This window comes from Chloroflexota bacterium (genome assembly GCA_016219275.1).
In the GTDB taxonomy this organism is placed as follows: domain Bacteria; phylum Chloroflexota; class Anaerolineae; order UBA4142; family UBA4142; genus JACRBM01.
Window position 1 is genome coordinate 1 of sequence record JACRBM010000038.1, and the last position, 24,726, is coordinate 24,726.

A 24,726-nucleotide genomic window follows, 5' to 3' on the forward strand; every position below is an offset into this window, starting at 1 on the left:
CGTGGGTGTGCATGATAGTTTCTTTGAGTTGGGCGGGCACTCGCTGCTTGCGACCCAGTTCGTCTCGCGCGTGCGCGACGAGTTTCGCATCGAGTTGCCTTTGCGCGCTCTGTTCGAGAAACCCAGCATCGGTGAACTCGCGCCCGAAGTCGAGCGCTTACATTCTGAAAACAAATCCAGCGACTTGACGATCAAAATCGTGCCACGCGAATCGCGCCGCGTCAAACTCTCCACCCTCACATCCGGCGGCAATGGATCGCATCAGCCGGATCAAACGACAAGGATAACGCAATGAGCGAACCACTTGTCACCCCAATCAATCAAAATGAAATTACGGAAGACGACGCATTTGTTTTCCCGGCATCGTTCGGTCAACAGCGACTGTGGTTTCTCGATCAGTTCGAGCCGAACAGCCCGTTCTACAACATTCCCTCCGCCGCGCGGCTCAAAGGTCAACTAAACATCGCGACGCTCGAACGCGCGCTGAACGAAATCGTGCGGCGTCACGAAATCTTACGCACGACCTTCGCGGCGATTGACGGTCAGCCGATGCAAATCATCAAGCCGCGTCTCACCTTGACGTTGCCGCTGGATGATTTGCTCGACTGGTCTGTCTCGGAACGCGAAGCCGAAGCGATGCGCCGCGCGAATGACGAAGCGCGCCTGCCATTCGATTTGACGCGCGGTCCGCTCGTACGCGTCCGCTTGTTGCGTCTCGCCGATGATGAGCACCTGATTTTGTTGACGATGCATCACATCATCAGCGATGGCTGGTCTATGGCGGTGCTGATCGGCGAACTGGGCGCGCTCTATGCGGCGTTTTCGATGGGGCTACCTTCGCCGTTGCCGGAACTGCCGATCCAGTACGCCGATTTTACGATGTGGCAACGCGAGCGTTGCGAACAAGGCGGCATCGAAGCGGAGACGGCGTACTGGAAAAAGCAATTGGGCGGCGCACTCCCCGTTCTCGAATTGCCGACCGATAAATCGCGCCCAGCAGTGCAGACCTCGTGCGGCGCGACGCAATCGGCGCGTGTGCCGAAATGCTTGGTCGAGACGATCAACGCGTTGAACCAGCGCGAGGGCGTGACATTGTTCATGACGTTGATGACCGCGTTTCAATTGCTCTTACATCGCTACACCGGGCAAGACGAGGTTTGCGTCGGCACGCCGATTGCGAATCGGTTGCGCGCGGAACTCGAACCGCTGATCGGTTTGTTCATCAACACGCTCGTCATTCGCACCGATCTCTCCGGCAATCCGACGTTTCGTGAATTGCTCAAGCGCGTGCGACAGTTGACGCTCGACGCGTATGCGAACCAGGACGTGCCATTCGAGCAGTTAGTCGAACTTTTGCAGCCGCAACGCGCGATGAGTCACTCGCCGATTTTCCAAGCGATGTTGATTTTGCAGAACGCGCCGGTCAAAAGCCAGGACTTGCCGGGCATGACGTTGACAATGCTCGACGTGGATGCCGGCACCGCAACGTTCGACATCACATTTTCGATTTCCGAAGTCGCCGATGGACTCGATGTCGCCGTCGAGTACAACACCGATTTGTTCAACGCCGACACGATTGCGCGAATGCTGGGACATTACCGAACGTTGCTCGAAAGCATCGTTGCGAATCCTGATTTACCAATTACCAATTACCCCCTGCTCACATCTACCGAACGACATCAACTGCTTGTCGAATGGAACAACACCACAATTGACTATCCGCGTGACGTGTGCGTGCATCAACTTTTCGAAACCCAGGTCGCGCGCACGCCCGATGCGATTGCCGTGGTGTGGCATGACGAGCGATTGACGTACCGCGAATTGAATCGCCGCGCGAATCAACTCGCGCATCATTTGCAAAACCGGGGCGTCGCGCCGGAAACACCCGTCGCCATTTGCGTCGAGCGTTCGCTCGAAATGATTGTGGCGGCGCTCGGCGTACTCAAAGCCGGCGGCGCGTACGTCCCGCTTGCCCCGGATTATCCGCCGGATCGCATCGCGTTCATGCTGCAAGATTCCGGCGCACCCATTGTACTGACCCAAACGCATCTCATCGAACGGTTCCGCCATTCACCATTTGCCATGCCCCATTCGCTCTGCCTCGACACCGATTGGCATACCCTCGCGCACGAGAGCGACGCGAATCCCACCAATCTCACCGTGCCGGAAAATCTCGCGTACATCATCTACACGTCTGGCTCGACCGGGCAATGCAAGGGCGTGCCGATCGAACACCGTTCGCTAGCGAATCAATTTCACGCGTGGCGCGAGGCGTACCAACTCGACGACGCGCGGGCGCATTTGCAAATGGCGAGTTTTTCGTTCGACGTGTTCACCGGCGATCTCGTGCGCGCGTTGTGTTCTGGCGGAACGTTGGTCCTCTGCCCGCGCGAATGGCTTTTATTGCCGGACAAGTTGTACGCATTGATGCGTCGCGAGCAAGTGGACTGCGCGGAATTTGTCCCGGCGGTTTTGCGCCAACTGATTCAATATCTCGACGAGACAAATCAACGGCTCGATTTTATGCGTCTGCTGATTTGTGGTTCGGACAGTTGGTACGTGAACGAATATCATAAATTCAAACGCTTTTGCGGCTCACCCACGCGGCTCATCAACTCGTTCGGGTTGACCGAAGCGACGATTGACAGCACGTACTTTGAGGGATCGCTCGCCGATGCGCCAGCCGACCGCGTCGTGCCAATCGGTCGTCCCTTCGCGAACACGCAACTCTACATTCTTGACGCGCACGCGCAACCCGTGCCCATCGGCATCCCCGGCGAATTGTACGTCGGCGGCGCGGGTGTCGCGCGCGGCTATCTCAATCGTCCTGAACTGACATCGGAAAAATTCATCACCGTCAACAGTATTTACTGCTCACTGTTCACTGACAACCGTTCACTGCGTTTATACAAGACCGGCGACCGTGCGCGTTATCTCGCCGATGGCAACGTCGAATTCCTGGGTCGCAATGATTTCCAGGTCAAGGTGCGCGGCTATCGCATCGAGACCGGCGAAGTCGAAGCGGTCTTGCGCCAGCATCCAGTCGTGCGCGATGTCGCCGTCGCGGCGCGCGCTGAACGTTTGATCGCATATCTCGTCGCCGAGTTGCCGGTGGAGCGAATTCCCGTGCGGGGAAAATGCTGGGTCGTCGAAGACAATCTCGAATTGGAGGCGATTGACCTTGCTTATCGCGGGGTTTGCCTGATGCACGCACCAGCGGCATGGCAAGTGGGTCAGCCATTGCATTTGCGATTGCAAGTGCCTGACGTTACCGATGAACTCGTACTCAATGGAGCGGTGACTTGGCGCAACAATGGGAATGCGGGAATCACTTTTGCGCCAACCCGAGAACAAGAAACCCTTTTGCGAAAAAGCGTCAAGTATATCGCAGAGACTCACGCAGACTGGGTGAGCGATCTGCGCGACCGCGAGCCGCGTCTACCGCTGCGTACGACGTGTCTCGTCGAATTTGATCAAGGCATCACCCAGGAATTGACTATCGAAAATGTGTCGCGCGGCGGCGCGTGCCTAGTCGCGGAACATCATATTGCCGAACCAGGTCGCGGGGTACGCGTGCGCTTGCAATTGCCGGGCGCGCCCGCTGAAGTGTGGATGAAAGGTCTCGTGTGGTGGCGAAGCAACGGGCACACCGGAGTGAAATTCGAGGCGACCCCGGCGGAACGCGATTTGCTCAACATGCGGCTGACCGCGCTCATCAAAGCCAAAGGATTTTCGATTGCCGACCTGCGTTTGTTCTTGAAAGCAAAATTGCCGGATTACATGGTGCCGTGCGCGTTTGTGATGCTCGACGCGTTGCCGCTAACGCCGAATGGCAAGTTGGATCGCAACGCGTTGCCCGCGCCGGATTTATCGCGTCGCGATTGGGCAGGCGATTTCGTCGCGCCGCGCACACCGGTCGAAGAACTGCTCGTCGAAATCTGGAAGCCAGTTCTCGGCGTCGAGCAAATCGGCGTGCGCGATAATTTCTTCGACCTGGGCGGACATTCCCTGCTGGCGACCCAACTCGTGTCGCGCGTGCGCGAAGCATTCCAAATCGAATTGCCGTTACGCCACATTTTCGAATCGCCGACGATTGCCGAACTCGCCGAGCATGTCGAGATCGCAAAACGCGCGGCGACGGGCATCATCGCGCCGCCCATCCGTCCGGTGTCGCGCGATGGCGAGTTGCCGCTCTCGTTCGCGCAACAACGCTTATGGTTCCTCGATCAACTCGAACCGAACAGCCCGTTCTACAATCTCACCGAAGCCACGCGGCTGACTGGCGCGCTCGATGTCGCCGCGCTCGAACGCGCATTGAACGAGGTCGTGCGCCGACACGAATCGCTCCGCACGACATTCCCGATGGTGGATGGCAAAGCGGTTCAGGTGATCGCGCCGACGTTGATACTCGAATTGCCGATCAGTGATTTGCGCGCCCTGGATGAATCGGTGCGTGAAACGCGCGCGAGGCAAATCGCGGAAAGTGAAGCGCAGCGTCCATTCGATCTCGCGCGCGGTCCGCTGTTGCGCGCGCATCTTGTGCGCGTGCGCGATGACGAGCACATTGTCTTGCTCGCATTGCATCACATCATCGGCGATGAATGGTCGTCGAACGTACTCATGCGTGAAGTCGGCGCGCTCTACGATGCGTTCGTGCATGGACGGTCATCGCCCTTGCCGCCGCTCGCGATTCAGTACGCGGACTATGCCGCATGGCAACGCGCGTGGTTGCAAGGCGCGGCGCTCGACACCCAGGTCGCGTACTGGCAACAACAACTCGCCGGGATTCCGCCGCTGATCGAATTGCCCACCGACCGACCGCGCCCGGCGGCGCAAACGCCGAACGGCGCGTATCAAACTTTCACCTTGAGCAAGGATTTGTCACGCGCGATCAAGGCATTGTGTCAACGCGAAGGGGCGACCTTGTTCATGACCTTGCTCAGTGCGTTTGAGATTTTGATGCATCGCTACAGTCATCAAGACGACATTTGCGTTGGCACGCCGATTGCGAATCGCTCGCGCCAAGAACTCGAAGGGTTGATTGGCTTTTTCGTCAACACGCTCGTCCTGCGCGGCAATTTGTCCGGCGAACCCAGTTTCCGTGAGTTGCTCAAGCGCACGCGCGAAACTGCGCTCGGCGCGTACGCGCATCAGGACGTGCCGTTCGAAATGCTCGTGGACGCGGTACAACCTAAACGCGACCTTAGTCACGCGCCGCTGTTCCAGGTCATGTTCGTCATCCAGAATGCGCCGCCGCGCGCGCAACAAATTGCGAGCAACCTCACCTTGAGTCCAGTTGAAGCGCACAGCGGTACAGCGAAATTTGATTTGACGCTGTTCATGCTCGACGAGGCGGACCGCGTGAGCGGCGCGTTCGAGTACAACACCGATTTGTTCGATGCGGATACGATCACGCGCATGATCGGACATTTCGAGACGTTGTTGCAAGCCATCGTCGCGGATCCCGATCACTCCATTTCGACTCTGCCGATGCTGACCGAACGCGAACGGCATCAACTCCTCGTCGAATGGAACGCTACGGCGGCGGATTATCCCGCGCATTTGTGCGCGCATCAATTATTCGAACAACAAGTCGCGCGCACGCCCGATGCGATTGCGGTCACGTTCGGCGATCAACATCTGACGTACGCCGAACTCAATCGCCGCGCCAATCAACTTGCGCGCCATTTGCAAAACCTGGGTGCGCAACCGGAAACACTCGTCGGCATTTGTGTCGAGCGCTCGTTCGAAATGGCGATTGGCTTGCTGGGAATTATGAAAGCCGGCGGCGCGTACGTCCCGCTCGATCCCAGTTATCCCGCCGAACGTCTCGCGTTCATGCTTCAAGATTCCGGCGCGTCCATCGTGTTGACGCAAGCCCATCTCGTCGAACGATTCCGCAATTCGCAATTCGCAACACTTGCGCCGCACGCAAGTGCAGGTGTTCGCAATTCGCTCTGTCTTGACACATCCTGGGATGACATGGCGCGCGAAGACGACGCCAATCCCACAAGCGACGTTACGCCGGACAATCTCGCCTACATCATTTACACCTCCGGCTCAACGGGCAAACCGAAAGGCGCAATGATTGCGCATCGTGGACTGGTGAATTATTTGACCTGGTGCCAACGCGCGTATCCGCTCGATGCCGGACAAGGCGCGCCGGTGCATTCTTCGATTTCATTCGATCTCACGATCACGAGTTTGTTCGCGCCGCTTATAAGTGGTCGCCGCGCGATTCTACTTCCCGAAGGTTCGGGCGTCGAAACGTTGAGCGAGGCATTGACGCGCGAGCGTGATTTGTCGCTCGTCAAGATCACGCCGGTGCATTTGAAATTGTTGGGGCAACAATTGTCGCCCGCGCATGCGGCGGGAAGCACGCGCGCATTCATCATTGGCGGCGAAAATCTGTTGACCGATCACATTGCGTTTTGGCAAGCGCACGCGCCCGACACGCAACTCGTCAATGAGTACGGTCCAACCGAAACCGTCGTCGGGTGTTGCGTGTACTGGACGCCACTCGGCAAGCACAAATCCGGCGCGATTCCGATTGGGCGACCGATCATCAATACGCAATTGTTCGTGCTCGACAAACACATGCAACCCGTGCCGATTGGCGTGACGGGCGAATTGTATATCGGCGGCATCGGCGTGGCGCGCGGGTATTTGAATCGTCCGGAACTTACGACAGAAAAATTCATCAATTACCAATTGCCAATTGCCAATTGCCAATTGCCAATTCGCCTTTACAAGACCGGCGACCTGGTGCGTTACCTGCCCGACGGCAATCTTGAATATTTGTGTCGCGTGGATTTTCAAGTGAAACTGCACGGCTTTCGCATCGAACTAGGTGAGATCGAAGCGATATTGACGGAACATCCGCGTGTGCGGCAAGCCGTCGCAATTCTTCGCAACGACACCGGCGAACCGCGCTTGGTTGCGTATGTAGTGCCGCATCAAGACCTTCCAGATCCGGGAAACCTGTCAGGTCTCGAACTGCGTGAATTTCTGCGCGCGAAATTGCCGGAATACATGGCGCCCTCCGCGTTTGTGATGCTCGATGAAATTCCGCTCACCGTGAACGGCAAAGTAGACTGGCGCGCGTTGCCTGCGCCCGACATGACGCGCGGCGAATTGCAAACCGAGTACGTCGCGCCGCGCACGCGCGCGGAGGAAATTCTCGCGACCATTTGGATCCAAGTCCTGGGTGTTCCACGCGTTGGGATTCACGACGATTTCTTTGAACTCGGCGGCGATTCGATCTTGGTCATTCAAATCATCGCGCGCGCGAATCAAGCCGGGTTGACACTCACACCCAAGCAATTGTTCCAGCATCCAACTATCGCGCAACTCGCGGCAGTGTCTGGAACAACGCGCGCGATCCACGCGGACCAAGCTGCCGTCAATGGCAATGTGCCGCTCACCCCAATTCAACAGTGGTTCTTTGATTTGAATTTGAGTGAATCGCATCACTGGAATCAATCGCTGATGTTGCAAGTGCGCGAACCGTTGACGCGCGAATCGCTGGAACAAGCCGTCGCGGCGGTGCTGGCACATCACGATGCGTTGCGAATACGATTCACGCGCGAGGACCTAGGTTGGCGCGCGACGAACGCCGATGCAACCAGCGCCATGCCAATCGAGTGGATTGATTTGCGCGAAGAATCAGAACCATCGCGGATTATCGAAGCGCGCGCGGCAGAGTTGCAAGCGAGTTTGAATCTTGAAGCCGGACCGTTGTTCCGCGTAGCGTATTTTGATTTGGGGGCAGACCGGGCAGGACGCTTGCTGTTGATCGCGCATCACCTGGTAATGGATGGCATATCTTGGCGCATCGTGCTCGGAGATTTGTTGACCGCGTATCAACACGCGCATCGCGGCGAGCGCGTGCAGTTGCCGCTCAAGACGACCTCCTTCCAACATTGGGCGGAACGATGCAATGCGTACGCGCAATCCAACTCGGTGCGCGACGAATTGCCGCACTGGCTCGACGCATTGGAGGATGGCGCGACAGCGTTGCCGATGGATGCAGACGGCGAGAACGCCGAAGCATCCGCGCAAAGCGTCGTTGTTTCGCTCGATGCGGACGAGACCGACGCGTTGCTACACCGGGTTCTAGCAACGAACCAGGTCGAGATCAACGATGTACTGCTGACCGCACTCGCGCAATCTCTCACGCGATGGACTGGGTCGCGCGCGGTGATCGTGGATTTGGAAGGACACGGACGCGAGGATTTGTTCGAGGACGTGGATGTGTCGCGCACGGTCGGTTGGTTTACGGCGCTGTATCCGGTGCGATTGGAGTTGGACAACGCCACGCCAAGCCATGCACTAAACGCGATCAAAGAACAATTGCGTCGCGTGCCGAATCATGGACTCGGCTATGGCTTGTTGCGTTACTTGAACGCGGAAGCACAGCCATTGCGCGCGTTATCGCATCCGCAAGTTGTATTCAACTACCTGGGACAGTTCGACCAGGGTCTTGAAGCCGCATTGCTCGAGATCGCGCCGGAATCGCGCGGCGCGGAGCGCAGTCTGTGTGATGCACGCCCGCATTTGCTCGACATCAACGGCGGCATCGCCGGGGGCTGCTTGCAGATGGAGTGGACCTACAGCGAGAACATTCATCGCCGCGAGACGATTGAGCGCGTGGCAAACGATTTTATTCGCGCGTTGCGCGCGCTGGTCGCCGCGCACGAAGCGGTCGAAACCGAATCAGATCTTGGCGAAGACGCCGATGTGTTTGGATGGAACAACGAAGACAGGCAAAACATTCTCGAGGCAATTGAGAAGGCACATTAGTCAGGTTGTCTGGCGGAAAGGCAGGTATGCAAAGTGAATGCCAAGTCTCTAACCCTTCGCGTGAGCCAAATCCTGGGTCTTGCTCTGGTAATTGCGTTCATTGGATTGGCTGGCTGGTGGTTGCCGGTCCCTATCGTTCGCGCGGCGACGCTTACCGTCACGAACGTGAACGACAGCGGAGCTGGCTCGTTGCGACAAGCCATTACCAACGCCGCGGCTGGCGACACAATTATGTTTGATGCCAGTCTCCGCGGTGGAACGATCACGCTGACCGGTGGTCAACTCGCGATCAATCAATCACTCACCATCCAAGGGCTGGGCGCGACTGATTTGACGATTCGTGGAAATAACGCGTCGCGCGTGTTCAACATCGGCGCTAATGTTGTCGTCACCATTGCCGATCTCACCGTCGCGGATGGCTATGCCAACAATGCGAGAGGCGGCGGCATCATCAATGCCGGATCACTGACGTTGAACAATTGCATCATCACGCGTAACCAAATCGGCGGAGCACTCTTGGGTATTCTCACGTACGGCGGGAGTGGCATTTACAATTCGGGCGCACTGACGATTACCAACAGCACGATCAGCGACAACCGCGACGCGAACAATTCAGCCGGCGGAGGCGGAATTTACAACGATGGGACATTCTATCTGAGCAACAGCATCGTCCGCAACAACCAATCGCGCACGATTTCACGTTACGGCATCGTGGGCGGCGGCGGCATTTGCAATCGCGGCACGGCGACGATCACTTCCAGCACGATCATCAGTAACACGGCAACCGGTTATACCTTCGGCGGCGGCGGCGGCATCTACAACGATGGCACACTGACCATTATCTCCAGCGTCGTGCGGGAAAATAATGCGACCCAGACTTTTGGCGGCGGCATCATGAACGCCGCCCAAGGCGCGCTCACAATCAGAACCAGTACGCTCGCCAACAATACGACGAATCAGGATGGCGGCGGAATTGAAAATGTCGGTACGTTGACCATCTCGCAAAGCACGATTAGCGGGAATGTGGCGAACAGCATTTATTTTGGCGGCGGCGGAATTGACAATACCGAAGGCGCCGTCATTCTGGAAAACAGCACGGTCAGCAACAATCGCGCGTCGCCGAGCGGCGGAGGAATTCGCAACGAAGAAGGTCAGGTCACTATCACTTTTAGCACACTCAGCGGGAATACCGGCAACCCGATTGGCGGCGGGATTTATATCACTGGCAATGTCACCAACACGATGACGTCGCTCGCGACTTCGATCATTGCCAACAACACTGGACAAGATTGTGTGAACCTGGGTGGTGGTATCACGATTGCGAGCACGTTGGTCGAGGACAATACCTGCGCGCCAACTTTTTCCGGCGATCCCGGTCTCGGTCCCTTGCAAAATAACGGTGGGACGACTGAAACGCACGCGCTTTCACCCGGGAGTTTGGCGATTGATCGGATTTTGCAGAGCGAGAATGGATGCGGCGCCAGTATCGTGTCTGACCAGCGTGGCACGAGTCGCCCGAATAATGTTCGCTGCGATCTCGGCGCGTACGAGTACGTGCGCCCCACGGCGGTCACGCTTTCCGCATTCGGTGCGCGTGGCGATGAGTTGCCGTGGAGTCTTGAGCACGCGCTGGGAACACTCGTGTGCGGCGTCGCTCTGGTTCTTGGCGGATGGTTGTATCGTCGCGTGGGGTTCACAAGGAAATGATCCGCGCCAAATCTCGCGGGACAGGAAAGGAGGAATAACTTCCAAAATCGTCTTGGCTGTTCTCGGCAATGATCGGCATCCGCTCGCGTTCGCATTCCGTTCACACCAAGCGCGCGCTAGTACAAATTGGCGAGAAAAGTTGGGCACGCGGTACGCACAGATTAAGACAACCTGAACACAATCAGGTGGAGAGGAATTGACAATGGACAGCCAATCCTTGGCACGCCGGCTGACCACCACTCTGTGCTATTGCTTCGTTGCCACACTGGTAGTCGGAATCGTTTTTGGGCTAGTGACGGTTCGGGTCGCCTCTGCCGCGACGATCACCGTCACAAACACCAACGACAGCGGAGCGGGCTCACTACGACAGGCAATTACGAATGCTGCCGCGGGAGATACTATCGTCTTTGATAGCAGTCTCACCGGAAGAACCATTACCCTGACCAGCGGACAACTCACGATTAACAAGCGACTCTACATTACCGGGCTAGGCGCGAGTAACTTGACGATTAGCGGCAACAATACGTCGCGCATCTTTAACGTTGGCACGAGTGGAGTTGTGGCAATTGCCGGTCTCACCATTGCGAATGGACGGATCAATAATCTCAGGGGTGGTGGGGTCAACAACGCCGGCGCTCTAACGCTAGATAACTGCATCGTCACCCGGAACCAAATCGGCGGCAACTTGTTGGGCATTCTCATGTTCGGCGGCGGTGGAATTTACAACTCGGGAACCGTCACGATTACCAACAGTACGATCAGCGACAACAAAGACGCGGCAAACTCAGCCGGCGGCGGTGGAATTTCCAACGACGGCAAGTTGATCCTGAGCAACAGCATCGTTCGCGGCAACCAGGTCCACACCGCCTCTACGCTGGGTCAATACGGCGGCGGCGGCATCAGCAATCGCGGTACGGCGACGATCACTGCCAGCACGATCAGCAACAACACCGCGACCGGTTATTCGAACGGCGGCGGCGGTGGCATCTACAACAACGGTCAAATGACCATCGCCACTAGCGTCCTGCAAAGCAACAATTCCAATTCCGATGCGAAAGGCGCATGGGGCGGATTCGGTGGTGGCATCCTTAACTGGCAAGCTGGCAATCTGCTGATCCAAAATAGCACGCTGGTCGGCAACGTCGCCGATCGCGATGGCGGTGGTATTGAAAACCTGGGAACACTCACGGTGAGACAGAGCACCATCCGTGCGAACGTGGCGCGCGGCAAACGTCCGAGCTCGGGCTCGGGTCAGGTCGGTACGGGCGGCGGCGGAATTGATAACACCACCGGCACGTTGACCGTGGAAAATAGCACGATCAGCGGCAACACGTCAAACTTGCATGGCGGTGGATTGATCAACGATGAAGGCACGCTCCGCGCGACTTTTACGACCATCAGCAACAACGCCGCGAGCATACTGGGTGGCGGAATCTATATCACCGGCACTGTCACTGACACGCTGTCGGATCTCACGAATACGATCATTGCCAACAGTGTCGGGCAAGATTGCATAAACCAGAGCAGTCCAATCACGATGGCTAGCACGTTGATCGAAGACAACACGTGCAGTCCGACACTCTCTGGCGATCCCAATTTGGGACCATTGCAAAACAATGGCGGCACAACTGAAACCCACGCGCTCCTGTCCGGCAGTTTGGCGATTGATCGAATTCTCCAGGGTGTGAACGGCTGTGGCACGACATTCACGCTTGACCAACGCGGGGTCAGTCGCCCCAGTGGCTCTGGTTGCGATCTCGGCGCGTATGAACTTGACGTTACCCAAATCGCTCCAACTTCCAAACCGCAAATCAAAACCAGGTGACCGGACTCTATCTACCATGGCGAACGAAGCGAGACATCTTGGCTGAACGACGAATTGAGATTTCTTGCTTCGTTCGAAATCCCGGTGTGAAATTTGCGCAAGGTCAATTGGTAATGAACACGAAAAATATCGAAAACGTTTATCCGCTCTCACCGATGCAACAAGGGATGGTGTTTCACAGTATCGCCGCGCCGGAATCCGGCGTCTACATTGAGCAATTGAATTGCGCACTGCGTGGCGCGCTCGATGTCGCGGCATTCGAGTGCGCGTGGCAACGCGTCCTCGACCGCTATGCGATTCTGCGGACCTCATTTATTGGCGAGGGACTCAAAGAGCCGGTACAAGTCGTGCATCGCCAAGTGAAATTGCCGTTCGAGTTTCAAGATTGGCGCGACACACCAACATCCGAACAACCGGCGCGCCTCAGCGCATTTCTCGCGGACGAACGGCGACGCGGTTTTGTTTTAACGGACGCGCCTTTGATGCGCGTTGCACTGATGCGCGTGACGAACGACATGTACGAATTTGTCTGGCAGCATCATCACGCGTTGCTCGACGGTTGGTCCGTGCCGATCGTACTGCAAGAAGTGTTCGCGTTCTACCACGCACGTTGTCGCAATCAAGCATTGCAACTGCCGCCGCCGCGTCCCTATCGCGATTACATCGTTTGGCTGAGAAAACAAGACCTGCGTCAAGCCGAAGATTTTTGGCGGCGCACGCTCAAAGGATTCACCGCGCCGACGCCGCTCATCGTTGATCGCGCGATAAAAAATGCGGATGCCGCACACAGCGCCGAAGTAGAAACTCGCTTGTCGCTTGCGACGACGAACGTTTTGCAATCCGTCGCGCGGCAGAATCGGTTGACGCTGAACACACTCGTCCAAGGCGCGTGGGCATTGCTGTTGAGTCGTTATAGCGGCGAAGAGGATGTCGTTTTTGGCGCGACCGTGTCCGGGCGTCCGGCTGAGTTACCCGGCGCGGAAACGATGGTTGGCTTGTTCATCAACACGCTGCCGGTGCGCGTGCGCGTCACGCCAAACCTGCCGGTGGTCGCGTGGCTGCAAGAACTCCAGACCCAGCAAGTAGAGTTGCGGCAGTACGAGTACACACCACTCGTGCAAATTCAGAGTTGGAGCGAAGCGCCGCGCGGCTTGTCCTTGTTCGATAGCATTCTTGTTTTTGAAAACTTGCCGGTGAGCGATTCCCTGCGCGAGCAAGACGACGACCTGGAGATTTTGAACTATCGCTCGGTCGAGCAGACGAACTATCCGCTCACGGCTGTCGCGGGACCCAGTTCTGAGTTAATGCTCAAAATTGTGTACGACAACGAACGTTTCGACCAGCCGACAATCACGCGAATGCTGGGACATTGGCGAACCTTGCTCGAAGGGATAGCGGAAAATCCAAGTCAATCGCTTGCCGCACTGCCGTTGTTGACCCAGGTCGAGCGCGAACAAATTCTGGTCGAGTGGAACGACACAACCGCCGACTATGTGCGCGACCGGTGCGCGCACGAATTATTCGAGCAACAGGTCGCACGCACGCCGAACGCGATTGCGGTGACGCTCGGCGAGGCGCGCTTGACCTATCGCGAATTGAACGCGCGCGCGAATCAACTCGCGCATCACTTGCGAGAGCTGGGTGTCAAACCAGAAACACTCGTTGCGATTTGCATGGAACGCTCGCTCGAAATGATTGTCGCCGTGCTGGGTGTGCTCAAAGCCGGCGGCGCGTACGTTCCCCTTGATCCCACTTATCCGTTCGACCGACTGGCATTTGTGCTTGACGATTCGCGCGCGCCGATATTGCTTACTCAATCGCATCTCACGTCGCGCCTGCCACAACATCCCATCCAGATTTGCCTGGACACAGATTGGGAAAAGATGACGCGCGAGAGTGATGCAAATCTTCCGCTCTGCGCCACACCGGAAAATCTCGTGTACGTCATCTACACGTCCGGCTCGACCGGCAAACCGAAAGGTACGCTCTTGCAACATCGCGGTCTATGCAATTTGATTGCCGCCTATCATCGCGATTTTGGGATTGGCGCGACGAGTCGCGTCCTGCAATTCTTTTCGTTTGGCTTCGATGGATCGGTCGCCGATATTTTTTCGGCGTTGTTGAATGGCGCAACACTGTGCCTAACTCCGCCCGACGCAGTCTCATCCATCAACGACTTCGAGCGGCTCATCGCAGCGCAACACATCACGGTCGCCATGCTCCCGCCTGCCTTGCTCGCGCTGCTCCCGAGCGATGGCTTGTCCGATTTGCAAACGATCATTTCCGCCGGGGAAAGTTGTCGTCGCGATGATGCGCTGCGCTGGGCGCGTCGTCGCCAATTCTTCAACGGGTACGGACCGACCGAAGTAACGGTTGCCGCGTCGTGGTATCGCGTGGAAGAATTGGACAGCGAGACGACCATACCGATTGGTCGTCCGATTGCGAACGCGCAAATTTATATTCTCGATCAACAGCTCCAACCGGTTCCGGTCGGTGTGCCCGGTGAATTGCACATCGGCGGAGTTGGACTGGCGCGCGGCTATTTGAATCGTCCCGAACTCACCGCGGAAAAATTCATCCATTACCAATTGCCAATCGCCAATCGCCAATCGCCGATTCGTCTTTACAAGACTGGCGACCTGGGACGGTTCCGCGCGGATGGCAACATCGAATTCCTGGGTCGCATTGATCATCAGGTCAAACTGCGCGGATTTCGGATCGAGTTGGGCGAAATCGAAACCGTGTTGCGTGAACACCCAGCCGTGCAGGATGCGGTTGTGCTCGCACGTGAAGATCCGCCGGGAGAAAAACGGTTGGTTGCCTACGTCATTTCCGTTGGCGAAATCACCACGAACGACCTGAGCAAATTCTTGCAAACCAAATTGCCTGCCTACATGACGCCAGCGGCATTCGTAATGATGGAGGCGTTTCCACTCAATGCCAGCGGCAAAGTAGATCGCCGCGCCTTGCCCGCGCCGGATCACGTTCCCGTCGCGACGGCACGCGTGGTGATTCCGCCGCGCGACACGTTGGAATTCGAACTAGCGCAGATTTGGGAGAAGATTCTCGGCGTGCATCCCATCGGCGTGCGCGACAATTTTTTTGAACTGGGCGGGCACTCGTTGCTCGCGTTGCGCCTGAGTGCGCTCGTTCAGCAAGAACTGGGACAAAGTTTGCCGCTCGTGAATTTATTCCAGGAGCCGACGATTGAACATCTCGCCAGTGTGTTGCGCGGCGCAGAGATGACGACGCCGACGGTCGTGCCGATTCAACCCCACGGGACCAAGCCCCCGATATTTTTCGTGCATCCGTCCGGCGGAAGTGTGCATTGGTACACCGAATTGGCGGAATCTCTCGGAGCGGACCAGCCATTTTACGGATTGCAAGCGCGCGGCGTACATGGCGACGCCGAATTGCACACGCGTGTCGAAGATATGGCGGCATTTTACCTCGACGCGATGCGCGCGCAACAAACCAACGGACCTTATCGCATCGGCAGTTGGTCAATGGGTGTGTCGGTCGCGTACGAGATGGCGCAACAATTGCGCGCGCTGAATCAACCCGTGTCTTTGCTTGCGCTGCTCGATCAAGGTCCAACGCTCGGAGCCAAAGAACCTGAAGACGACGCGGCGTACTTGGTAGATACCTTTGGCAAGCACATTCCACTTGCCACCGAACAACTTCGCCAACTCGAACCGCACGAGCAAATCGCGCACGTTTGGCGTCAAGCGCGCCAAGCCGAATGGCTTTACCCGGATGTCACCCTCGATCAGTTCAGTCATTTCATTCGCATCTTGCGAACACATACCGACGCATTTCGACAATATAAACCGCAACGGTACGCTGGCAAGGTCACACTCTTTCGCGCGGAGGAACGACCGGCAGACGACCCGCCTGCTCATGACCTGGGGTGGGGTGCGTTAGCCACCCAGGGTGTTGAGATTCACTCCGTGCCGGGCGATCACCTCAGCATGATTCACGAACCGCATGTCCAGGTGTTGGCAGAAAAATTAAAAGGATGCTTGGACGAAACGCCGTAGGGAATGCGAAACAGCATGGCGTCCGTTCTTCACATTGAAAATGGGAATTCACAAGGACTAGGAAATGCAACGACCTGCAAAACTGATGAATCGAAATTTCTTTCTGCTGTGGCAAGGGCAATCGGTTAGCCGCTTGGGCATTCAAGCGTTCGAGATCGCGATGCTATTCTGGATCAAGCATGCAACCGATTCGGCGACCTTGATGGGATTGATGCTGATGTTGTCGAATTTGCCGGGGATTGTGCTGGGTCCGATTGGCGGAACATTCGCCGACCGGTACTCGCGACGCGCGATTATTTTGGTAAGCGAGACCTTGAATGGCATCGCCGTGCTTTCGCTCGCCGCGCTGTTGTTCGTCGCGCCGGAATCAACCGACATCGTGCTCGTTTGGCTGTTCATCGTCTCGTTCGTTAGCGCGGTCGTCAGTTCCTTCTTCAACCCAGCCATGTCCGCCGCAATCCCCGACCTCGTTCCCGAAACGCGGGTTGCCACCGCCAACTCGCTGAGTCAGTTCACGGCGCAGATCGCCGTTTTCTTTGGGCAAGGGATTGGCGGCACGCTCTTTCGTTTGCTGGGTGCGCCAATACTCTTTTTGATTAACGGGTTGACCTATTTGTTTTCTGCGGCGTGCGTCCTGTTCATCCGGATTCCCCAAGAAATACCCGCCGAAGCCGGCGATTGGCGAAAGCAGTTTACGATACTCAAAGTGGATTTGATGAATGGCTTTCGTTATGTGTGGCACACACATGGCTTGCGTGAACTCGTTTTCGTGTCCGCGTTCTTGAATTTTTTCACGGTGCCCATCATCGTGCTATTGCCTTTCTACGTCGAAGATTTTCTCAAGGTCAGCGTGGATTGGTACGGATTCTTGCTCGCGGCGTACGGGGTTGGCTCCGTGATTGGGTATGTGCTCGCAGGGATCATCCGTTTGGAGGGCAACGCGCGCAGTCGTGTGATGGTGAGCATGATCATCCTCGAATCATTTGGGTACGGCTTGCTGGGTTTTGCCGACAGCCCGTACACCGCGCTCGCGCTCGCGTTGCTGGGTGGATGCGTGGGAGGTTTTGTCGGCATTCTCATCACCACGCTTTTACAAATCACCACGCCGGGTGATATTCGCGGGCGCGTGTTTGGATTCCTCGCGACGATTGCAGGCAGTATCACCCCTATCGCGATGGGCATGACCGGTGTGATCGCCGATGCGCTTGGACATGACATCGCGCTCATCTATATCAGTTGTGGAGCGATTTTATTCGTGCTGTCCATCCTCGTTTCGCTCAGTCGCGAATTTCGAAATTACCTGGCATTCGAGCGCGAGCATCTAGTTCCTGAACCGTTGCCCAACCCAGCGGTATCGGTTCACTAATTCATCACGATTGGTTTTTCAAAGGAGAGGAAAACGATTGTGAGCAATCTTATTCAATCGAATGCGTGGTTCGCGCATTCGCACCCAGTTCCGCAAGCGCGGCTCCGTTTGTTTTGCTTTCCGTACTCCGGCAGTAACGCCGCGTTGTTTCATGCTTGGCAAGACGACCTTCCGCTGGACATCGAGGTGTGCCCGGTGCAACTCCCTGGACGCGGCACGCGCATCGGCGAGCCGCCGTTCACACGACTCGCGTCGCTCGTGCACGCAACTGCGAACGCGCTGTTACCGCACCTCGACAAGCCATTCGCGCTATTTGGACATAGCTTGGGTGCATTGTTGAGTTTCGAACTGGCGCGCTATTTGCGCCGCTATCATCACGTCAGCCCGGTTCACCTGATTGTCTCTGGTCACGGCGCGCCGCACATTCCCGACCGCAATCCACCGATTCATAAATTACCGGACGCCGAGTTCATCGCGCAACTGCGTGAGTTCAAAGGAACCCCGGCGGAAGTACTCGAAAACGCCGAACTGTTGCAAATCGTTTTACCGGTTCTACGCGCGGATTTTGAGGCGTGCGAAACATACACCTATTCGCCGGACGCGCGGTTGGATTGTTCCATTTCTGCGTTTGGCGGCTTGGACGATGAGTACGTGAGTCGCAAAGAGATCGAAGAATGGCGCGCCCAGACCACTGCCGTATTTTTGGTACGCATGTTCCCGGGCGACCATTTTTTCATCAACACCGCGCGGGCATCGGTATTGCGTATGGTCGGTCAAGAACTGGCGTCCATCATCCAAGCCAATGGTCTGGACAAGAACGCAAATGCTTTCAGATATTCCGTGGCAACTACCGCCGATCACATTGCGCCCTAAATCCATTTGTGGCGTATCGCTTTAGATTTACCAACTCGCGACTCGATGGTTCGATCTTGCCGGCGACACCCATGTGACCGGCGAAAGGAGGTCACGCGATCAACCGAATCCGAATGAACTGTGAAAAAGAGTAGAAACCGAAGATTTTCAATTACAGGAGGGACAGAATGTATTCGCAGAAGAAATGGCTTGTCATGGTGGGGCTGGTGATGCTCATCGCGATGATCATGCTCAGTTTTGGTGGCGCTCCCACCGCGAACGCCGCGCAAGTTGCCGCGGGTCAGCGCTTTATCGCCGTCGCCAAGAGTGACGCTGACTTGAGCGCGTTACGCGCCGAAGCACTCCAAGCTGGGGGCAAGATCATTCGCGAAATGCCAGCCATCAAGATGCTGGTGGTTTCTGCGCCGGGTAATTTCAAGGATAAACTGAAAGCAAGCACCCACGCGGCTGGGGTCGCGCCGGATCGCGTGCAAAAGCTTATTCGACCGGAAATGAAGGCAGAACTTTATGGCACGACCGAGTTCCGCCAGCGCATCAACCTGGGCGCGAGTCAAAACTCGATCAAACCGCCCGTCAACCCGGATCCGGCGTACAACCTGCCCGGCTTGCTGTGGAATGTATTGCGAATCCGTACGCCTGATGCTTGGAAGATCACAACTGGGAATCCAGCCGTAAAAGTTGGGGTCGCCGACACGGGTTTGGATTTCACACACTCGGAACTCAAGGCGCGGATCGCGGATGTCGTGGACTTGACGGTGAATGAAGATCCGCCGCTCTGCAAGTATTACTTTGGGGTTTCGGATGCGGACTTGGCGAGTCAATATGGCGGACCAGCCAAGACCGACTGGAACGGTCACGGTTCGTGGATCGGCGGGAACATTGCCGCCTCGCTCGACGGTGTGGGCATCAACGGCATCGCGCCAAACGTAAAACTCGTCGCGCTCAAAATCGCCCAATGGTGCGGCTATGCGTACGACTCCACCATCCTGGATGCGTTCCTCTATGCTGCTGACCATGGCATCAACATCGTCAGCATCTCGTTCGGTGGATACCTGGACTTGAAGGACCCCGAACAGCAAACGATCTACAAACAGTACGTGCTCGCCGCGGCGTATGCTCGCCTCAAAGGGACGGTCATCGTCGCGTCGGCAGGCAACGAACACGCGCGCATCGGTCCGGGCGGCATCGTGCTCAGCCACGGTATCTTGACCGCTCCTGGGGCGACGGTGACGGAAGATTTCTTTGGCTGGTTCCAGATTCCGGGCGGTGTGCCAGGTGTAGTGGATGTCGCCGCGACCGGTAATGTTGTCAATGGTTCATCGCCGAGTTGCCCCCCGAACTCGACCGGCAGCAGCGCCACCTGCAAGCCGGCGAGCGATGCGCACCAACCGATCGGTGTCGGAAAGCAAAATCAACTGACGTACTATAGCAACTATGGACCACGCATTGATGTGGCAGCGCCCGGCGGCGCGCGCAAATTCAACCTGCCTGCCTGGGATCGTGGAGGCACACCGGGGTATCCGGCAACTACTGCCGACGGCTACAATGCCTGGGAAGACTTTAGCATCACTTCGAACTGGTCAACACAGATACCCTGCTATTACTGGACGACGAGTAGCATCTTTTATCCGAACGAGTGCTATTCGACGATCCAGGGCACCTCGATGGCAACACCCCACGTCTCTGCGGTACTGGCATTGGTCGCAAGCCAGAACCCGGCAGCGCGACGCGACGCTGATCTCTTGGTGCTCCTGATGAAACGGGGAGCGCAAAAAATGACCGGCAACGTCACTCCGCCCCTGAGTGCGACGGATAAATCTGCCGGCGACCTGACTGGGCTGATTTGCAAAGATGGGTACTGCCATCTCGGCGGCAACCCCATTTCTGATGCAGATGCTTATGGGGCGGGTTTGGTGGATGCACTGCGACCGCTGACACGCTAGTTTTGAGTTGGGATGGACGATGTTGGGAGGCAAGGGAATTCCTTGCCTCCTCGACCCTGAAAAAAGGAGGACGCTATGTTTACCCAAACACGCACTTTGAATCGAACCTTGCGAACCAGTTTCATCATCGTCAATCTGCTGATGGCATTGTTGGCAACGGTGTCCGTCGTCGCAGCGGCGTTCTACCCGATCAACACCAATGACAACTCGACCGCCGACTGGAACACCGTCGCCGTGTTCCAAACCGACCCGGCGAGCGATGTTATCACCGGCACGGAGGACATTCTCAATACCTGGGTGGCAGTGAGCGCGGTCACCACAACTGCATCGTCGCTCAACTTTATGGTCGAAACCCGAACCGCGCCGGCGTTGAATGTCTCGGGCAATGCGCAACGCGGAGTGGTCGCGATCATAGACTGCGACCGAGACGGACTCGACAACGAGGCGCACGACCGCATGATTACGTATTTGCTCGGAAATTCGTACAACGATCAGACCTCGGTGTGCCAGGGGAGTTACCCGCAAAGTGGTCAATGCTATATCTTGCCGGGCACCGGCGCGGCGGGACCGGAATTTGGAGAACGGGTTGGCTCGACTGCCTTTATCGAATGGCGCGTGCCGGTAACCGATCTACCGCCGGACGATTTGGATACGAACAACTGTCGTGGCTTGGTCAACATTCGATTTGCCACAGTAATCCTCATTATCCCATCCTTGCCGTGGAATCCGGTCACGATCACGAATATTGATCAAACCACCCCCCTCCAAGTGTACAACGTCGCCGGGGGCACGCCCACGCGGGTTGCTCTCTCAAGTTTTCGATCAGCCAGCGACGATGCCTGGAATCGCCAGATCATCACGCTCGCACTCGCCGGCATCGCGACCATTTTGTGGATTGGCGTCATTGTATCTATTCGGCGACGAAACCGGTCAACGCCCAAATCCATCTAGCGCAAACAAGGCACAAGCGAGGTCAACATGCAGGGTCTGGCGGAGCGCGCGATCAAGCCAGTCTCGCTCGAATTGCCACGTCCAAGACCAGGACTGTCGCGATTCGTTAGTCCATGCTGGTGCAAGGTCTTGCGCGATCTTTGGGGCAACAAGCTGAGGACCTTTCTCGTCGTGTTGTCTATTGCGGTCGGCGTGTTTGCTGTTGGTACCGTCACCCAAACATTCACAATTATCTCGCAAGAATTGGCACTCAGTTACCCGCAAGCCAATCCAGCCAGCGCCACGTTGTACACCGACGCGTTCGACGACAATCTAGTCCAGACCATACGGCGACTGCCTGGAGTTGGCGATGTGGAAGCGCGCAGTACCGTCGTCGTGCGCGTGCGGATTGGCGCGGACGAATGGAAATCCTTGTGGCTGTACGCGATTCCGGATTTCACCGACATTCGCATCAACAAGGTAATTCCCCAAGGCGCGTACGCGGCGAATTCGGAATTTCAAGCCGAACGCGGAAACTGGCCCCCGCCGGATCGCGCCGTCGTACTCGAGCGTTCGTCGCTGCTTATCCCAGGTTTCGTTCCGCCCGACGCGCGAGTTGGCAGAACGATTGAGATCGAGTTATCCGCCGGCGGCGAGAGACGCGAACTCGTGTTAGCCGGACTCGCGCACGAGTCCACCCAGTTGCCTGCGCCTTTCATCAACTCGGCGTTTGGTTACATTACGCCGGGCACATTCGAATGGTTGACCGGATCGCGTCGTTCCGACACATTGCACATCATCGTCGCCGAAAACCGGCTAGACCAAGCCCACATCACTCGCATCGCCGACCAAGTTCGCAACAAGATCGAATCCAGCGGACGCACGGTGTATGCCACAGAAATTCCAACGCCGGGCAAACATCCCTTGCAGGATTTATTTGTCGGAATGTTGCTGATTTTGAATTTGCTGGGATTCATGTCGTTGTTCCTGAGTGGCTTTCTGGTGATCAATACCATCTCCGGGTTGCTGGCGCAGCAAGTCCGGCAAATTGGCATGATGAAGGCAATCGGCGCGCGCACCCACCAGATCGCCGCGATGTATTTGCTGATGGTGTTTTTGTTTGGCGTATTGGCATTGGGCATCGCGATCCCGGCATCAACGTTCGTCGCACGCGAGACCACGTTGTACCTGGCGAGTTTTGTCAACGTAGACTTTTCCGATTTCGACATTTCGCCCGCCGTCCTCGCCATCGAAATTGGCATCGGTCTACTCGTGCCCTTGGTCGCGGCGATCATCCCAGTTTGGAACGGGACGCACCTCACCATCCGCGAAGCCATCAACGAGTACGGTCTGGGCAAGGGCGCAGTCGGCGCAGGACGACTGGATCGTGTGTTGGCGCACGTGCGCGGTCTATCGCGCCCGATGCGAATTTCTTTTCGGAACACCTTTCGCCGCCAAGCCCGGTTGATCCTTACACTGCTGACCTTGGTTCTCAGCGGAACCATCTTTGTCTCTGTTCTCAACGTCCATGTCTCGATGTTAGCGACACTCGAAGAGGCGCTGGGATACTGGCAATTCGACGTCTTGATTCCTTTCGCGCATCCGTACCGGATTGATGCGATTGAGCAAGTAACCGCGCGTGTGCCGGGCATTGTCAAAGCGGAATCCTGGGGCTTTGATACCGTTCGCCGATTGCGCGCCGACGACAGCGAAAGTGATGCGATTACGTTGTTCGCGCCCACCGCACAAACGGCAATGTTGCAACCCAACGTAACCCAGGGTCGTTGGTTATTGCCTGAAGATGAAAACGCAATTGTCGTTAGCACCGATGTCGTCAAAGCCGAGCCAGACCTGCAGGTGGGCGATGCGCTTGTGCTCAAAATTCGCGGGCGCGAAACGACCTGGCGCATCGTCGGCATCATGCCGGTGCTTGGTCGTTTTGGCGCGGGAATCGGCAACGTGTACGTGAACTATGATCACTATGCGCGCATCGTCGGGCAAGTGGGACGCGCGGCAAGTGTTCAAGTGGTAACCGACCGACACGACACGGCGTACCAAATTGAAATCAAAAAAGCATTGGAGGAAAGTTACCGGCAAGCTGGGATGCGCGTCGGGGGCGGCGGCATTACGAGTGGACAGATTCGCGAACAGAATGAACTTTTCTTCAACATCATTGTGGCTTTATTGTTGGTGATGGCATCCCTGATGGCTCTCGTCGGCGGACTCGGCTTGATGGGAACGATGTCGTTGAATGTCTTGGAGCGCACACGCGAAATCGGCGTGATGCGCGCGATTGGCGCGTCGAACGGCGCGATTCGACGAATCATTATGGCGGAAGGAATTTTTGTAGGCATGCTGAGCGGCGTGATTGCCATCCTCATCTCGATTCCGTTAGGCAATCTCCTCAGCGATGCCGTGGGACTTGCCGTCTTGCAACTTGCCCTCCAGTACACGATTTCGACTACCGGCATGGGACTCTGGCTCATCCTTGTCATGGGGCTATCCGCCGCTTCGAGTTTTTTGCCAGCGTACAGCGCCTCGCGCCTGACTGTCCGCGAGGTGCTCGTTTATGAATGAGGCGTGGCGACATGCCGATGATCGCCATGCCGAACCAAAGACATGGCGAATGGGAATGTACGGTGATTGCTGAACGAGAGCTTTTACGACGTGCCCGTCAACTGGAGCATCAAGCCCTGGCAGATATTTACGATCAATACAGCACAGGTGTGTATCGTTATGCCGCGCGCTTGTTGGGCAACGCCGATCTGGCGGAAGAATGTGTCGCCGAGGTCTTTTGTCGTCTGCTCTATATTATGAACAACGGCAAAGGACCACGCGAGCATTTGCGCGCTTATATCTATCGCATCGCACACAACTGGATCACGGATTGGTGGCGCCGACAGGAGGCGTTGCCAATGCCCATGGAGAGTGATCGCCCTGAATATTTGATGGAGGATTTCACCGAAGAGATACCGGACCCAAGTGAACAAGAGCAACTGCAGCAAGCTCTGCTATGTTTAACTCCTGATCAACGCCAGGTTATCATGCTCAAGTTCTACGAAGACTGGGATAACAAAGAAATCGCGTTCGCATTGGGCAAACCTCCTGGGGCAATCAAAGCGCTACAGCACCGCGCAGTACTAACACTGCGTCAGGTTTTGCACAACGGCGAGAGCAACGGTGTGTGACGATGCTCTTTAAGGAGGATTCATGCGCCGCTTTGTTTTGTGTCTCATGGCA

The 24,726-nt window shown here is 56.6% G+C and carries 11 protein-coding genes; all 11 read left to right on the forward strand.

The window, feature by feature from the left end; all coding sequences use genetic code 11:
- Positions 1–295: hypothetical protein (locus tag HY868_08130; protein MBI5302088.1), on the forward strand; the 295-nt coding region annotated here is incomplete at its 5' end.
- Positions 292–8,802 (forward strand): amino acid adenylation domain-containing protein, encoded by an 8,511-nt coding sequence (locus HY868_08135; GenBank protein ID MBI5302089.1) that lies wholly within the window; start codon positions 292–294, stop codon positions 8,800–8,802. The genes HY868_08130 and HY868_08135, both read left to right, overlap by 4 nt.
- Positions 8,803–8,835: 33 nt before the next feature.
- Entirely contained in the window at positions 8,836–10,509 is a 1,674-nt protein-coding gene (locus HY868_08140; protein MBI5302090.1) for a hypothetical protein, read from the forward strand.
- A gap of 202 nt (positions 10,510–10,711) precedes the next feature.
- A complete protein-coding gene (locus HY868_08145; protein ID MBI5302091.1) occupies positions 10,712–12,334 on the forward strand; it encodes a hypothetical protein in 1,623 nt (540 codons plus the stop codon).
- A 113-nt stretch (positions 12,335–12,447) separates the two neighbouring features.
- Positions 12,448–16,374: an amino acid adenylation domain-containing protein gene (locus tag HY868_08150; protein MBI5302092.1), complete on the forward strand. Its 3,927-nt coding sequence runs from the start codon at positions 12,448–12,450 to the stop codon at positions 16,372–16,374.
- Positions 16,375–16,438: 64 nt separating this feature from the next.
- On the forward strand, positions 16,439–17,740 hold the full coding sequence (locus tag HY868_08155; protein MBI5302093.1) for an MFS transporter: 1,302 nt from the start codon (positions 16,439–16,441) through the stop codon (positions 17,738–17,740).
- 39 nt (positions 17,741–17,779) lie between these two features.
- On the forward strand, positions 17,780–18,613 hold the full coding sequence (locus HY868_08160; protein ID MBI5302094.1) for a thioesterase: 834 nt from the start codon (positions 17,780–17,782) through the stop codon (positions 18,611–18,613).
- 167 nt (positions 18,614–18,780) lie between these two features.
- Entirely contained in the window at positions 18,781–20,556 is a 1,776-nt protein-coding gene (locus HY868_08165; protein ID MBI5302095.1) for a S8 family serine peptidase, read from the forward strand.
- A 75-nt stretch (positions 20,557–20,631) separates the two neighbouring features.
- Positions 20,632–21,507, forward strand: a complete 876-nt coding sequence (locus tag HY868_08170; GenBank protein MBI5302096.1) for a hypothetical protein — start codon at positions 20,632–20,634, stop codon at positions 21,505–21,507.
- Positions 21,508–21,534: 27 nt separating this feature from the next.
- On the forward strand, positions 21,535–24,063 hold the full coding sequence (locus HY868_08175) for an ABC transporter permease (protein MBI5302097.1): 2,529 nt from the start codon (positions 21,535–21,537) through the stop codon (positions 24,061–24,063).
- A gap of 11 nt (positions 24,064–24,074) precedes the next feature.
- Positions 24,075–24,674, forward strand: a complete 600-nt coding sequence (locus tag HY868_08180; GenBank protein MBI5302098.1) for a sigma-70 family RNA polymerase sigma factor — start codon at positions 24,075–24,077, stop codon at positions 24,672–24,674.
- Positions 24,675–24,726: the final 52 nt, after the last annotated feature.

Excerpts from the sequence above, each read along its gene's own strand:
- HY868_08175 (MBI5302097.1), top strand. The coding sequence starts at position 21,535 with ATGCAGGGTCTGGCGGAGCGCGCGATCAAGCCAGTCTCGCTCGAATTG.
- HY868_08155 (MBI5302093.1), top strand. The coding sequence starts at position 16,439 with ATGCAACGACCTGCAAAACTGATGAATCGAAATTTCTTTCTGCTGTGG.
- HY868_08145 (MBI5302091.1), top strand. The coding sequence starts at position 10,712 with ATGGACAGCCAATCCTTGGCACGCCGGCTGACCACCACTCTGTGCTAT.
- HY868_08180 (MBI5302098.1), top strand. The coding sequence starts at position 24,075 with ATGCCGATGATCGCCATGCCGAACCAAAGACATGGCGAATGGGAATGT.
- HY868_08165 (MBI5302095.1), top strand. The coding sequence starts at position 18,781 with ATGTATTCGCAGAAGAAATGGCTTGTCATGGTGGGGCTGGTGATGCTC.
- HY868_08150 (MBI5302092.1), top strand. The coding sequence starts at position 12,448 with ATGAACACGAAAAATATCGAAAACGTTTATCCGCTCTCACCGATGCAA.
- HY868_08170 (MBI5302096.1), top strand. The coding sequence starts at position 20,632 with ATGTTTACCCAAACACGCACTTTGAATCGAACCTTGCGAACCAGTTTC.
- HY868_08135 (MBI5302089.1), top strand. The coding sequence starts at position 292 with ATGAGCGAACCACTTGTCACCCCAATCAATCAAAATGAAATTACGGAA.